At 47.3% G+C, this 14581-nt stretch carries 12 protein-coding genes; 9 read left to right on the top strand and 3 right to left on the bottom strand.

What is annotated here, in order from left to right:
- Positions 1-190 precede the first annotated feature (190 nt).
- From CLV93_RS08065 to CLV93_RS08025, 9 genes are all read left to right on the top strand, one after another.
- The gene (locus tag CLV93_RS08065) at positions 191-1186 is read left to right on the top strand and encodes an AAA family ATPase (protein WP_106541671.1); all 996 of its coding nucleotides are present in this window, start codon (positions 191-193) and stop codon (positions 1184-1186) included.
- 126 nt (positions 1187-1312) lie between these two features.
- Positions 1313-2131 (top strand): DUF58 domain-containing protein, encoded by an 819-nt coding sequence (locus CLV93_RS08060; protein ID WP_246187272.1) that lies wholly within the window; start codon positions 1313-1315, stop codon positions 2129-2131.
- 21 nt (positions 2132-2152) lie between these two features.
- A complete protein-coding gene (locus CLV93_RS08055) occupies positions 2153-3175 on the top strand; it encodes a hypothetical protein (protein WP_106541669.1) in 1023 nt (340 codons plus the stop codon).
- On the top strand, positions 3172-4164 hold the full coding sequence (locus tag CLV93_RS08050; RefSeq protein ID WP_211297779.1) for a vWA domain-containing protein: 993 nt from the start codon (positions 3172-3174) through the stop codon (positions 4162-4164). The genes CLV93_RS08055 and CLV93_RS08050 overlap by 4 nt, the downstream gene beginning before the upstream one ends.
- Positions 4165-4238: 74 nt before the next feature.
- The gene (locus CLV93_RS08045) at positions 4239-5273 is read left to right on the top strand and encodes a vWA domain-containing protein (RefSeq protein WP_106541668.1); all 1035 of its coding nucleotides are present in this window, start codon (positions 4239-4241) and stop codon (positions 5271-5273) included.
- A gap of 59 nt (positions 5274-5332) precedes the next feature.
- Positions 5333-6151: a tetratricopeptide repeat protein gene (locus CLV93_RS08040; protein WP_106541857.1), complete on the top strand. Its 819-nt coding sequence runs from the start codon at positions 5333-5335 to the stop codon at positions 6149-6151.
- A gap of 113 nt (positions 6152-6264) precedes the next feature.
- Positions 6265-8076: a BatD family protein gene (locus CLV93_RS08035; protein WP_170108894.1), complete on the top strand. Its 1812-nt coding sequence runs from the start codon at positions 6265-6267 to the stop codon at positions 8074-8076.
- Between the two features lie 32 nt (positions 8077-8108).
- Positions 8109-8879: a tetratricopeptide repeat protein gene (locus tag CLV93_RS08030; protein ID WP_170108893.1), complete on the top strand. Its 771-nt coding sequence runs from the start codon at positions 8109-8111 to the stop codon at positions 8877-8879.
- 104 nt (positions 8880-8983) lie between these two features.
- On the top strand, positions 8984-11476 hold the full coding sequence (locus tag CLV93_RS08025) for an endonuclease MutS2 (protein WP_106541665.1): 2493 nt from the start codon (positions 8984-8986) through the stop codon (positions 11474-11476).
- 6 nt (positions 11477-11482) lie between these two features.
- On the opposite strand, the gene CLV93_RS08020 is transcribed toward CLV93_RS08025, so the two are convergent.
- The 3 genes from CLV93_RS08020 to CLV93_RS08010 all read right to left on the bottom strand — a co-directional run bounded on the left by CLV93_RS08020 (position 11483) and on the right by CLV93_RS08010 (position 14562).
- The gene (locus CLV93_RS08020; protein ID WP_106541664.1) at positions 11483-12313 is read right to left on the bottom strand and encodes an alpha/beta hydrolase; all 831 of its coding nucleotides are present in this window, start codon (positions 12311-12313) and stop codon (positions 11483-11485) included.
- 755 nt (positions 12314-13068) lie between these two features.
- Complete coding sequence (locus tag CLV93_RS20115) at positions 13069-13272, bottom strand: hypothetical protein (RefSeq protein WP_146141984.1); 204 nt, start codon at positions 13270-13272, stop codon at positions 13069-13071.
- A gap of 30 nt (positions 13273-13302) precedes the next feature.
- On the bottom strand, positions 13303-14562 hold the full coding sequence (locus CLV93_RS08010) for a S41 family peptidase (protein ID WP_106541662.1): 1260 nt from the start codon (positions 14560-14562) through the stop codon (positions 13303-13305).
- Positions 14563-14581: the final 19 nt, after the last annotated feature.

Raw genomic sequence — 14581 nt, 5'->3', positions numbered from 1 at the left:
AACAAAATGTTATTGGCTAATCATCGGTAAACCATTAATTTCGTAAGCATTCAAAAAAAGAAGTTTTCAATTAAAAAAATAACCTTTCGGAAGTATGTAACGAACATGGTGTAATTATTGTTAGCATTGACGGGAATAATTGTAACAACATGTTAGTTCTATTCGACAATTAAAAACAAATCATATTCGGATGAATCAGTCAGTAGATATTAAAGAACTCAATGAGAGGATTCAACAGGAGAGCTCATTCGTCGACATGATTACCATGGAGATGAATAAAGTGATTGTAGGACAAAAGCATTTGGTAGACAGCTTGCTGATCGGATTGTTATCCGACGGACATATTCTGCTGGAAGGTGTTCCCGGTCTGGCGAAAACGCTGGCGATTAACACCCTTTCGCACATTGTAGCTGCCAAATTTGCCCGCATCCAGTTCACGCCCGACCTGTTGCCGGCCGACTTACTGGGTACCATGATATACAGCCAGAAGAACGAAGAGTTCATGGTGAAGAAAGGCCCGATTTTTACCAACTTTGTGTTGGCAGATGAGATCAACCGGGCGCCTGCCAAAGTGCAGTCGGCATTGCTGGAAGCGATGCAGGAGCGCCAGATTACCATCGGTGATCATACTTACAAACTGGAAGAGCCTTTCCTGGTAATGGCGACGCAAAACCCGATTGAGCAGGAAGGAACCTATCCGCTTCCCGAAGCACAGGTCGACCGTTTCATGCTGAAAGTGGTACTGGATTATCCGAAGAAAGACGAAGAGCGGATGATCATTCAGCAAAACCTGCTGAAGAAATTCCCGGAAGCATCGCCGATTCTGAAACCGGAAGATATTATCCGCGCACGCGATATTGTAAAAGATGTATATATCGATGAAAAGATTCAGAAGTACATTGTCGATATTGTTTATTCGACCCGTGAGCCTGCTGAGCATGGATTGCCGAAATATGCCGAGATGATTACTTACGGAGCCTCGCCGCGTGCATCGATTAGCCTGGCACAGGCAGCCAAATCGTACGCCTTCATCAAGCGCCGTGGTTATGTGATTCCGGAAGATATCCGTGCCGTCAGCCACGACGTGTTGCGTCACCGTATCGGGCTGAGTTACGAAGCGGAAGCCAATAACCTGACCAGCGAAGAAATCATCTCCGAAATTCTCAATACCGTTGAGGTACCGTAGTAATAACGGTTTCCCGGAAAGGGAATAGAGAATTAATTGATGAATTAAGAACGAACAAGTTATTGTGCTGTGGAAACATCGGACCTGTTAAAGAAAGTTCGGAAAATTGAGATAAAGACACGGGGATTGTCCCGCAACATTTTTGCCGGGGAGTATCACAGTGCTTTCAAAGGCCGCGGTATGGCCTTTAGTGAAGTGCGTGAATACCAGTTTGGCGACGATGTGCGGAACATCGACTGGAACGTAACGGCCCGGTACAACAAGCCTTTTATTAAGGTTTTTGAAGAAGAGCGGGAGCTGACTGTGATGTTGATGATTGACGTGAGTGGTTCGCGTGAATTTGGTACAGCCGAAAAGCTGAAGAAGAATGTGATTACCGAAATCGGTGCAATTCTTTCGTTCTCGGCTATTTCCAATAACGATAAGATTGGCGTGATTTTCTTTTCCGATAAAATCGAGAAGTTCATTCCGCCGCAGAAAGGCCGGACGCATACGTTGCGCATCATCCGGGAGCTCATCGAATTTCAGCCCGAATCGAAGCAAACCGACATCGCTCAGGCAATGCAATATCTCACTAACGTGATGAAACGCCGGGTGACGGCATTTGTGATTTCCGATTTCATGGATAATAATCCGGAGTTGGAAAAAGCGATTCGTATTGCCAACAGCAAACACGATGTGGTGGGACTGCAGATTTACGATGAGCGGGAGACGGAGTTGCCCTCCATTGGTATGGTGAAATTCAAGGATGCCGAATCAGGCGAATACCTGTGGGTTGATTCATCAAGCCGGAAAGTGCGGGAAGCTTATCAGAAATGGTGGAACGACTACCGCACGAAGCTCGACATCATGATGAAGCGTTCTGGTGTCGACTATGTCGGAATCAACACCCGTGATGACTATGTGAAATCGCTTGTTTCACTGTTTAAGAAAAGAGAACAATAATCAATGAACGTTACACGAACGATGAAACATATAACCTTCGTCTTGGCCCTGTTGCTGATAGTAGCATCGGGTGTGCAGGCGCAGGAAATAAAGGCACGTGCCACGCTCGACCGTGATACGATTCTACTGGGCGACCAGATTCACCTGAACCTGGAGCTGGAACAAAATATCGGTCCGAAAATACAGTTTCCACAAATACCCGACAGCATCGGCAAATCTATCGAAGTGCTGCAACGCACCCCGATTGATACCATCAAGATGGAAGGCCGTCGGATTATGCTGCGGCAGGATTTTTTGATCACGGCATTTGACAGCGGACCACATCCAATTCCACCGGTTTGGTTCAAACTGAAGTACGATCAGTTGACCGATTCGGTCCATACCAATAGTTTGAGTCTGTTTGTACAGGTTCCGAAAGTGGATTTGAAAAAGGGGCCGGCCGATATCAAGAAGCCGTTCGACGCACCGGTAACGCTGAAGGAAATTGCCCCGTGGTTGTTCGGTGGCATACTGATTTTGGCCATCATCTTCCTGTTGATTTATGCGATTCGCCGCAGGAAGAAGAAGCTGCCGTTGTTCCAAAAACCGCCGAAGCCGAAAGAGCCTCCTTATCGCGTTGCTTTGCGCAAGCTGGACGAAATCAAAGAACAGAAACTTTGGCAGCATGACCATGTAAAAGAATACTACAGCCGCATTACCGATACCTTGCGGGAATACCTGGAAGGACGTTTCGACGTGACGGCCATGGAGAAAACAACCGATGAAATCATGGTTGCGTTGAAGTACGATACCGTGAAGTTGGATGAGAAATCGTACAAACAGCTCAAGGAAATTCTGGAACTGGCCGATTTGGTGAAGTTTGCCAAATTCATTCCGGTGGAAGATGATAACCAGATGACGCTGGCCAATGCCTATTTCTTCGTCAACCAGACGAAAATAGAAGAGAAATCGCCCGAGGAAGAGGAAGAAGAAAACGATGAAGACAACGGCGATGAGGAGATAACCATTGATTTGTCGGATAAAAAGGGAAGAAGAAAATCATGAGTCAGATAACATACGCACATCCCGCATTCTTTTATCTTTTTCTGCTGTTCATACCGATGATTGTCTGGTATGTGTGGCAGCAGAAGAAATCGCGGGCAAGTATTCAATTATCGACACTGAAAGGTTTTGAGGGGGCACCCCGCACATGGAAGCATTATTTGCGTCATCTGCTTTTTGTATTGAAGTTAGGCGTGTTATCCTTGCTGATTATGGCACTGGCTCGCCCGCAGTCGACTTCCAGCTGGGAAAATGCCACCACCGAAGGGATCGATATTGTTATGGCGCTGGATATTTCCAGTTCGATGCTGGCACGTGACTTTCAGCCCGACCGGTTGGATGCAGCCAAAAATATTGCCATTCAGTTTATTTCCGGTCGCCCGTACGACCGGATTGGCCTGGTGGTTTTTGCCGGCGAGAGTTTTACGCAGTGCCCGTTGACAACCGATCACGCAGTATTGATTAACCTGTTCAAGGATATTCATACCGGAATGATTGAGGACGGAACAGCGATTGGTGAAGGACTGGCTACGGCTGTCGCCCGCTTGAAGGACAGCAAAGCCAAAAGCAAAGTGGTGATTCTGTTGACCGATGGTGAGAATAACCGCGGCGAAATTGCGCCGGTTACCGCAGCCGAAATTGCCAAAACATTTGGAGTTCGTGTTTACACTATCGGAATAGGCTCAATTGGCACGGCACCTTATCCGGTACAGACTCCTTTCGGTACGCAGATGAGGCAAATGCAGGTGAAGATTGATGAACCGATGTTGAAACAAATCGCATCGATTACCGGGGGTGAATATTTTCGGGCCACCGATAATGCTAAGCTGAAAGAAATTTACAAAGAGATTGACAAGCTGGAAAAATCGAAAATTGATGTGAAGCAGTTCAGCAGGAAGACGGAAGAATTCGAACGTTTTGCTCTTCCGGCCCTGTTACTGACGCTGTTGCTGGTGTTCCTGAAGAACACGATTTTCAGGAATATCCCGTAAGGGAAGAAGCTTGAGAGGAAAAGGGCATAGCCCGGTGGTGTTGAAGAATTTTAGTCAAGAAATTAAAAGGAAAAATGGAATCATTTAGGTTCGCAAATCCCGAATATTTATATCTCTTGCTGGTGATACCGGCATTTGCCATCATCTTTTGGCTGGCCAGAAGAGGACGACGTAGAGCCATTCGCAAATTCGGAAATCCGGAGTTGCTGGCCGGTTTGATGCCCAACGTGTCGAACGGCCGTCCGGTAGTGAAATTCTGGATATGGATGTTGGCTTTGGCATTTATAATTGTCGGAGTCGCCCGCCCGCAGTTTGGCTCGAAGCTGAAAACGGTAAAACGCAAGGGAATCGAAATCATGATTGCCCTCGATGTGTCGAACAGTATGTTGGCGCAGGACATCAAACCCGATAGGCTGGACCGGGCGAAAAGAGCGATTGCCAAATTGACCGACCGGCTCAATCAGGACAAAATCGGGTTGATCGTTTTTGCCGGACAGGCCTATATTCAGTTACCCATTACTACCGATTATGCGTCGGCCAAGCTGTTTCTGAATTCGGTCAACACGAATATGGTTCCGGTGCAGGGAACAGCCATTGGAGCAGCCATCAACCTGGCAGCCCGTTCGTTCTCGCCGAATTTCGAGGGAAATAAAACCATCATTGTGATTACCGACGGTGAAAACCATGAAGATAATCCGGTAGCAGCAGCTAAAGCGGCGTACGAAAAAGGAATCACTGTCAACACCATTGGAATGGGACTTCCCGAAGGTGCACCGATTCCGGTTACGTTGCCCAACGGAGAACAAGGTTACCGGAAGGACAGCCAAGGGAACACGATTATTACGAAGTTGGATCAGAAGATGCTGACCGAAATTGCAGATGCCGGAGGAGGAACGTATATCCGGGCCAACAATGCACAGATCGGATTGAATACATTGTTCGACGAGTTGAACAAGCTGCAAAAAGCGGAAATTGAATCGCGGGTGTATTCCGATTATGAAGACCAATATGGGTATTTCCTAATCATGGCTCTGGCATTGATTTTGATCGATTTCCTCGTGCTCGACAGGAAAAACAGGTGGTTGAAAAATTACAGTTTATTTAAGTAACAGAGAAGGATTTAGATATAATGAACGTGAAAACATTCATGTCGGAAAATAAAATGCGGATGAGGCAAATCGTTCTCATGGTGATGATTCTATTCCTCACGGTTCCGGTATTTGCGCAGAAAGAGCGGAAATACATCCGGGAAGGAAATAGTTTTTTCGAGAAAGGATTACAGGATACGGCCAGTCTCGACACAGTCAACTTCAGCAAGGCCGAAGTGGCTTATCGCAGAGCGCTGCAGGAGAAGCCAAACGATTTCAAGTGGAAATTCAATCTGGCGGATGCCACCTACAAGCAGGCCAAGCCCGGAAAAGCGGCCGAACAGTTTGAGCAGCTGGCCAAAGAGACCGACAATACCAAGGATAAGGCAATGGTCTACCATAACCTGGGGAATTCGTTCCTGGCGCAGAAAAAGATTGACGAGAGTATCGATGCCTATAAAAAGTCGTTGCGGTTGAATCCGAACGATATGGAAACCAAGTACAATCTCGCTTACGCTGAGAAGTTGAAGCAGCAGGAAAAGAATAAGAAGAAGAATCAACAGAACCAGCAGAATAAAAACAACAAAGACAAAAATAATAAGAACAACAAGGATAAGAACAAACAAAACAAAGACCAGAACAAGAACAATAAGGACAAACAGAATCAGGATAAGAACAAGAATAAGCAAGATCAAAACAAGCAAAACCAGAATAAACAGAACCAAAACCAAAATCAGAATCAGCAGCAACAACAGCAGCCTCAGCAGAACAAAATTTCGAAACAGAGCGCAGAGCAGATGTTGCAGGCTTTACAAAACGACGAGCGAAAAACACAGGAAAAAGTGCGTAAGCTGAAAGCGACAAAGGCGCAGCAGCGTAAGGTTGAAAAGGATTGGTAGCCGTTGTAAATTAACATAACCGGTTGCCCTCCGGAAAAATTCCGGGGTTTTGCTAATTTTGAGGCATGTTGACAATGCAATACAGATTAATCACGAAATATACAGGCATACAGATGATGAAGAAAAAGACCCTGTTTCTTCTCTTGTTTACGCTCTTTGCCGGCTTAACTGCCCGCGCCGACGACGTTCGGTTTTCGATGTCGGCGCCCAATGTGGTAGAGTTGGGAAGTCAGTTCCGGCTCTCTTTTGTGCTAAACACAGAGGGAGAGAATCTGAAACTTCCGGAGTTGAATGACTTCGATGTATTGATGGGACCCTCGACTTCCAACAGCACATCCATCCAGATGATCAACGGTAAAACTACCCGTTCGGTTACTTTCTCTTACACCTACATTCTGCAGGCAAAAAAAGAGGGAAAGTTCACCATTCAACCGGCCACCATTGACGCGGATGGAAAGACATACACGTCAAACCCGGTGACGATTCAGGTTGTGAAAGGTTCGTCGAAACCAGCGGGAGGAGGTGTCGATAAGCCGGCAGCTACACCAGGACATATCGATTCGAAGGATCTGTTTGTCAAGGTGGACGTGAACCGGAAATCGGTTTACAAAGGAGAGCATCTGGTTGCGACCATTAAGATTTACTCACGGGTGAACCTGAGTGGATTCGACGATATTGAACTCCCGAACTTCGAAGGATTCTGGTCGCAGGATATCGATATCCCACAACAGATTTCGTTACACCGGGAAGCCTACAACGGAGAAATATACAATGTGGGAACACTGAAGAAAACGATTCTCTTCCCGCAGCAAACCGGGAATATCACTATCAAGCCCGTAAAAATTGTGGCATTGGTACGTCAACGGATTCAGCAGCCACAGAGTGTTTTCGATGATTTCTTCGATCAGTTTTCGACGGTGAAAGCTACGGTATTTAGTCAGCCGGTCACTATCGATGTGAAACCGCTGCCCAAAGCGCCGGCCAATTATTCCGGTGGAGTGGGGAACTTCCGGCTTGAATCGTCTATCACGGCGACGGATGTGAAAGCCAACGATGCGGTGACGCTGAAGCTGAAGATTTCGGGTAACGGTAACCTGAAATTGATTGACGCGCCCAAGGTTGATTTCCCGCCGGATTTCGACACATACGATCCGAAGAATACCAGCGATTTCAAAGCAACGGAGAGTGGTCTGGAAGGAAGCACCTCGTTCGAATACCTGGTCATTCCGCGTCACGCCGGCGATTTCACCATTCCGGCTGTCAACTTTGTCTATTTCAATCCGGCAACGGGAAGATACGTGACCAAGACCACCAAGTCGTATGATTTGCATGTGGAAAAAGGAGCTGGTAACCAGTCGAACACGGTTGTCAGCAGCGGACTTTCCAAAGAAGATGTGAAGTTCCTGGGAAAGGATATTCGTTATATCAAGACGGATAACAACCAACTGTTCCAACGAAACGATACGTTCTTTGGTTCGGTGAACTTCTACCTGATTTATCTCGGAGGAGCATTCCTCGTACTCATATTCTATCTCTTTAACATGAAGCGCATCCGCGAGAATGCCAACCTGGCCCGGGTGAAAAACCGGAAAGCGAGCAAGGTAGCCATGAAACACCTGAAAGTGGCCCGCGGCGTTCTGAAGCAAAACGATGCGGAGACATTCTACGAAGCGGTAACCCGCGCATTCTGGGGCTATCTCAGCGATAAGCTGACCATTCCGGTAGCCGACTTGAACAAGGAGCGCGCTGCAGAAGCGTTGCTGCAACGCAGTGTTTCGCAGGAGCTGGTCGATCGCTTTATCGAAACGCTCGACACTTGCGAGTTTGCCCGCTTCGCACCGGGCGGAGGCACGTCAACAGCCATGAATGAAATGTACGACAAGGCTGTTGAGGTGATGAGCCGCATGGAAAAAGAGATTAAGTAACGATGAAAGAGAATCAACAGAACAGGGATTCGATGAGACAAAAAGTATTATACATCATAGGATTGTTGGCGCTGGTACTGGTGTCCGGCACTACATTCGCACAGAAAGCAGAACAGGATTCCATCGCCAAGGCGGATACATTGTATGCTCAGGGCCATTATCCGCAGGCTGCCCGTGTTTATTCGGGTATACTGAAGCGCGGATACGAATCGGCAGACCTCTATTTTAACCTGGGAAATGCCTATTACAAATCGGGAAAGGTAACCAAGGCCATCATCAATTATGAGCGGGCCCGTTTGCTGGCTCCCAATGATGACGACATCAAATACAACCTCGATTTGGCACAAGCCCACGTAGTCGACAACATTCAGCCGTTGCCCGAATTTTTTCTGACCAAATGGTGGCACAGCATTATTAATACGCATTCAGCGGATGAGTGGGGAACACAAAGCATGATTGCATTCTTCATCTTCCTCATCATCTTTGCCTTGTTTCTTTTTGCGCAAACGGTGCGCCGGAAAAAGCTCGCATTCTGGGTTTCCATTTTGGCGCTAATTTGGTCGGGATTTACATTCTCGTTTGCATCGAGTCAGAAAAGTAAGCTGACGCACCGCAATACGGCCATTATCACGGCACCGACCGTTACCGTGAAAGGTTCACCTAGTGAAACGGGAACCGAACTCTTCATCATTCACGAAGGACTGAAAGTGAAACTCACCGACAGCCTGGGTACCTGGAAGGAAATTCAGCTGGCCGACGGCAACAAAGGTTGGGTGCAGGACTCAACGATGGTACGCATCTAAATCACTTTTCAAATAATATTTCAGGGCGGGGGTAAGTAACTTTACTCCCGCTTTTCGTATATCCCTTTTCGATTGTTATTTTTGCAATTCGAAAATGAATAACGATGGTGGAAATTTATCCTGCGGGATTTGAATCAAAAATTGGTTTCGACAAAATACGCGACTTGCTGAGTCAGCGGTGCCTGAGCACGCTCGGGAAGGAGATTGCTGCGCAGTTTAGTTTCTCGTCCAATCAGGAGGATATTGTCCGTCAGCTCGACGAGACCGTGGAATTCATGCAGATTATCGCCGAGGAAACCAATTTCCCCACAGGTTACTATCTCGATGTTCGTCCGGCGCTGCAGAAAATTAAAGTGCCCGGAACATTTCTCGAAGTACACGAGCTGTTCGACCTGAAACGTTCTCTGGAAACCATTCGTGCCATCGTTAGTTTTTTCCGTTCCCGGGAAGAAGAGGAATTCCCCAGGCTGCGCGATGTGGTTCGCGATGTACAGCTATTCCCATTTGTGTACGACCGCATCGACCAAATCATCAGCAAGCACGGAACAATTAAGGACAACGCGTCTCCTGAACTGGCGCATATTCGCCGCGAAATCTTTTCCCGGCAGGCCAGTGTTTCCAAAATCATGCAGAGCGTTCTGCGGAAAGCACAGAAAGAGGGCCTGGTGGAAAAGGACGTTTCCACATCCATTCGTGATGGCCGCACGGTGATTCCCATTGCTGCCGGAAACAAGCGGAAGTTGAAAGGAATTGTGCACGACGAATCCGCTACAGGGCGCACGGCTTATGTGGAGCCGGAAGAAGTAGTGGAAGTGAACAACCGCATCCGGGAACTGGAATCGGCTGAGAAACGCGAAATCGTGAAGATTCTGATTCACTTCACCGACGAAATCCGTCCGTATGCTGAAGATTTGGCATTTTCGTACGGCATTTTAGCCGAACTCGATTTTATTCGGGCCAAGGCTCTTTGGGCCATTGAAAGCGAATCGGTGAAGCCGAAAGTGACAGAGAAACTGGAACTGGAATGGTTCAAGGCGCGTCACCCGTTGCTGGAGCGCAACCTGAAGGTGGAGAACCGGAAAATTGTTCCGCTCGATATTACGCTTACAGAACAGAATCGCATCCTGCTCATTTCCGGTCCTAACGCCGGTGGTAAATCGGTTTGCCTGAAAACGGTAGGCCTGGTGCAATACATGTTGCAATGTGGTTTGCCCGTCCCGGTGAGCCCGGACAGTCGTTCCGGAATTTTCGAGCGCATGTTCATCGACATCGGTGACGACCAGTCGCTGGAGAACGACCTGAGTACGTACAGCTCGCACCTGACCAATATGAAGTTCTTCACGAAGAATTGTACGCCTAAAACGCTGGTGCTCATCGATGAGTTTGGAACAGGAACCGAGCCAATGCTGGGGGGCTCCATTGCTGAGGCCGTGCTCAACCGTGTCAATCAGTTAGGAACCTACGGTGTTATCACTACGCACTATACCAACCTGAAGCATTTTGCCAGTTCGGCGGAGGGTATCGAAAATGGCGCGATGTTGTACGACTCGCACCGGATGGAACCGCTTTTCCGTTTGCAGATTGGCAAACCGGGAAGTTCGTTCGCTTTTGAGATTGCCCGCAAAATCGGTCTTCCGGAAGACATTCTGAAGGAAGCCAGTGATAAAATCGGGCAAGAGCACATTGATTTCGACAAGCACCTGCGCGACATTGTCCGCGACAAGCGATACTGGGAAGGCAAGCGGCAGCGCATCAGGAAGGTGGAACGTCAACTTGACGACATGGCCGGCAAGTACGAGTCCGACCTGGAAGAGACGGAAAGGATGCGGAAAGAGATTCTGGCGAAAGCCAAACGCGAAGCCGATGAGCTCTTGTCCAACACCAACCGGATGATTGAGCGAACCATTCGCGAGATTAAAGAGGCCAATGCCGAGAAAGAACAAACCCGCAAGGTGCGTCGTGAACTGGACGATTTCCGCGGTGAGGTAGAAAAAAAAGCTACCGAGGACGAGGAAAAGATAGCCCGGAAGATGGAGAAGCTGCGGCAGAAGGAGCAAAAGCGTCGTGAGAAATCTCCCCGCAAAGAACCGGAGAAGAAGAAGGCCAAACCGGCTCAACCGAAAACGCCCACACTGGAAGTGGGAGCAAAGGTCCGCTTGCTGGGACAGCAGGCAGCCGGCGAGGTGCTCGAAATTAACGGCAAAAACATTGTGGTAGCTTTTGGTTCGTTACGCTCTACCGTGAAACGCGATAAGCTGGAATTGGTTTCGAACAGCCAGTTGAAGAAAGAGGGTGTGCAGAAGAATAAGACCATCGCCCGGATCAACGATGCCATTGCCGACCGGAAAATGACCTTCAAACCGGAAGTTGATGTGCGCGGAATGCGCGCCGAGGAAGCGCTGCAAAAAATTCAGGAGTTTGTCGATGAAGCCATCATGGTGGAGGCCGCCGAGCTTCGTATCCTGCATGGAAAAGGTACCGGCGTTCTGCGTGAACTCATTCGAAACTACCTGCGCACCGAACCGATGGTGCGGCACTACCATGATGAACACGTCCAACATGGCGGTGCCGGTATAACGGTGGTGGAGCTGGCGTAACGAAGGTTAATCGTTCGCCCGCTTCTCCTTCACAATTTTTCGCACATCTTTTAGTAGCAACGGAAAGGCCGGTGTGAGCATCATGTGGCCATAGCCCTGCATTTCGTATAGCTGCGTGTTTTTATGGCCCACCACTTTCATCATGCGCATTAGGTAAGCATTCTCCTCGTAGCGTCCCAGCATTTCCAGGTGACGGTCACCGGTGATGAGCAACAACGGCGGTGCATCTTTCCGCACCCAGTACAGCGGTGCCAGGCTGTCGACTACCGGTTGTGTTCCCGGAATGCCCCGCTCGGCGCGAATGGTAAAGTGAGTGATGGTATGTCCGCTGAAGGGAATCAACCCGGCAATCCGGTTGGCATCGATGTCCCATTTCTTCAGGTAATTTTTGTCCAAACCCACCATCAGGGTGAGGTAACCACCGGCCGAGTGCCCCGAGACGAAAATCAGCGTCGAATCGCCGCCATATTGCTCGATGTGGTTGAACGCCCAGGCCACAGCGGCTGCTGCATCGTCGATGCAATGCTCCGCTTTGATGTGAGGCGATAGCCGGTATCCTACGCCAATCACGGCCATTCCTTGTTCTTTCAACGCTTCCGGAATTTCTTTGTGTCCGCCCGTTAAACCACCGCCGTGAAACCAGACAATGGTCGGGAAATGCTTCACATTCTTTGGGTAATACAGGTCCAGCACACATTGCTGCCAGAGGTAATCGTCGGCTTTATTCAGCGAATCGCTGTAATACGGAATGTTGGTTTGGGTAACGTATTCGGTCTTCTGTGCGAATGCCGATGTCACCCAAAGCACCAGGGCGAGCAGCAGATAAGTTTTCTTCATGGGATGTTTTGTTTGATTACGATTAGGTGTTTTGCTTCGTGAGGTGTAAATATAAGGAATACGCAGAAGTGAATCGTTTAAATAAGTGACACATGTTTTATTCCGGAGAAAATTCAGAAATTACCAAATAGGAGTACTAAAGAAATGACGATGATGATTATGAAAAGAATATCGAAGTATATAAGTCGGATGTATAAAATTACTTTCTGAGCTAATTTCTTTGCTTCAGGAGTTGTTTCCTTGTCAATGTACCGTTTAAAAAAGGGAAGAAATAGTACAGCGTATTTGTTATATAATATTCGGTCTCTGGAAGTTTCAATGATATTGGCGTATTTCTGTAATTCTTTGGGAAAAATAGATTTCAAATATTCAAAATGGAAGTGAGCTTTTGCATACATTAGAATGAAAGGACTTAAAATCAATAAGCCCATTGATATCAAAAACAAAACTCCACCAGTTTTCATTTATACCTTTTTATTGCTGTTTGAAATTAAAATTAAAAAACGTTTTAATGAGAATCAACTCTTCTACAACCTCTACGAGGTCGCATTGAGGCTGGAGAGGTTTTCAGCTACAATACTAAATCTCCTGCGGAGAAAGTATCGCGACGTTTCCAGAGTTTGGAAAAGCTCCTACCTATGCTGCATTTCCTGCAGCGAAATTCCGCGTAGCGGATAAAGTATTGTAGCAATTGCCATTCCCAAACCCGCATTTTCCGCGTAGCGGATACACAAAACCATCCCCGGTATCAGCAATTAATAAAACACAGCGACAACCAATATCAGCAAAGCGACTGAAATGCTAAAACCAATCTTCATGAACTTCCAGGCTTCGCGGTATTTCCGTGTATAGCCGTTTTCTTTGTAGCCGTTGGCCATCACCAGCGTAAATACCCCCCAGAAGAAAAGGAGATACATTAGTTTTTGCGATGTTCTCAAAGGGATGTCTTCTATTTTCATAGCTATGATAAATAGGTTATTATGGTTTTGTTAGTGTTTAATAATCCATTCCAATGCCGGGTCAATGCCATGAGCGTAATCCTCAAAACTGCTCGCTACGGTAACATCCGGCTCGATGGTGTTGGTATCCTCCGAAACCTCTTTGAAATACTTGGTGGAATAGTAGATTTGCAAGCCGGAATGTGGCAGCTTGAAATTCCTGACTTCGCCAAAGTGATTGGGTTTACCACCGGTTTCTTCGCCCACAAAAATGCCCTTGGTCATCCTTTTAAATTCGATGGCATTGATGATGGCCGACGAGAAGGTTTTCCGCCCGATGATCGCGTAGGTCTTCAGGTTCGGTTGCCGGTCCCGGATATATTTCGAGAGCTTTTTAATAAACTCCGTACCCTGGTCAGAGTTTCCGCCCGGGTTAAACCGGACATCAAAAACAAACTTATCGACATCTTTTGATTTCAGCGCATCAAATACCTTTTCTTCAAATTCGTCGAACGAAGGAAGTCGGGATGCATTTTTCCCGTGGTTAAATTTAATGGCCATCTCCTTACTCTGGCACTGGTTATACTGCATATACAGAACTTTATCCCTGGGGAGATAGCGTCCCGTGAAAAATTTCCGTTGGTTTCGATAACAAAGAGCAAAAGAATCGGGGCGGAACATTGACAGCTTTTGCCTATTCAATGCCGCTGGTTCGATGGCATATTGGACAACGTTGCCAGTTGCATCTTTTATTCCTAATTCGACATCTGTGCCACTGGCAAATCCGAAAAACTGGAGTACTTGTACCAAAGGAAGCAGGCTCGGAACGTCTTTCTTGACCATAGACTGGTTATCGACGGTGATTAAGGTGCTCAGACTGTCTTGAACGGTTTTTATAGGCACACCGTTAATGGATACCAGTTGCTTACCCAGCATACCGGAATATTCCGGTGTGGTTTGTAGGATATAAATGCCATCGGAGAACCAGTCCAATCTCAACGGCAGTATCTGAGTTTTGTCGATAAACTGTGTCCAGTTAACCTTTGTGTGCGAATCTCCAAAGCTGGCCACGAGTTGTTGTAGTTTCAGGGCAAAGGTTAAGTCGCTTAAACCGTTCAATTGTTTCCTGATGGCCTGGATGCCTTCCCGGAACTCTTTCTCCGGTTTTACTGCGAAAAAGTTGCAATGCTTTTGGGGAAGTTCCGTTGCCAGGGAATCCAAATCCGCTTCCCGGTTCGAAATATTCTGATTCTGACAGCTGGATAACTGGACGATGAGAATGCCGAGGAATAGTAGGTAAGTCTTTTTCATAGTATAGTTTTAAAAAATG

It is taken from the genome of Prolixibacter denitrificans (assembly GCF_003014495.1).
Classification (GTDB): Bacteria; Bacteroidota; Bacteroidia; order Bacteroidales; family Prolixibacteraceae; genus Prolixibacter; species Prolixibacter denitrificans.
This window is presented reverse-complemented; position numbering and strand designations above follow the sequence as displayed.

Coding starts and splice junctions, on each gene's coding strand:
- CLV93_RS08035 (WP_170108894.1), top strand. CDS start 6,265: ATGATGAAGAAAAAGACCCTGTTTCTTCTCTTGTTTACGCTCTTTGCC.
- CLV93_RS08055 (WP_106541669.1), top strand. CDS start 2,153: ATGAAACATATAACCTTCGTCTTGGCCCTGTTGCTGATAGTAGCATCG.
- CLV93_RS08030 (WP_170108893.1), top strand. CDS start 8,109: ATGAGACAAAAAGTATTATACATCATAGGATTGTTGGCGCTGGTACTG.
- CLV93_RS20115 (WP_146141984.1), bottom strand. CDS start 13,272: ATGAAAATAGAAGACATCCCTTTGAGAACATCGCAAAAACTAATGTAT.
- CLV93_RS08045 (WP_106541668.1), top strand. CDS start 4,239: ATGGAATCATTTAGGTTCGCAAATCCCGAATATTTATATCTCTTGCTG.
- CLV93_RS08025 (WP_106541665.1), top strand. CDS start 8,984: ATGGTGGAAATTTATCCTGCGGGATTTGAATCAAAAATTGGTTTCGAC.
- CLV93_RS08010 (WP_106541662.1), bottom strand. CDS start 14,562: ATGAAAAAGACTTACCTACTATTCCTCGGCATTCTCATCGTCCAGTTA.
- CLV93_RS08065 (WP_106541671.1), top strand. CDS start 191: ATGAATCAGTCAGTAGATATTAAAGAACTCAATGAGAGGATTCAACAG.
- CLV93_RS08020 (WP_106541664.1), bottom strand. CDS start 12,313: ATGAAGAAAACTTATCTGCTGCTCGCCCTGGTGCTTTGGGTGACATCG.
- CLV93_RS08050 (WP_211297779.1), top strand. CDS start 3,172: ATGAGTCAGATAACATACGCACATCCCGCATTCTTTTATCTTTTTCTG.
- CLV93_RS08040 (WP_106541857.1), top strand. CDS start 5,333: ATGAGGCAAATCGTTCTCATGGTGATGATTCTATTCCTCACGGTTCCG.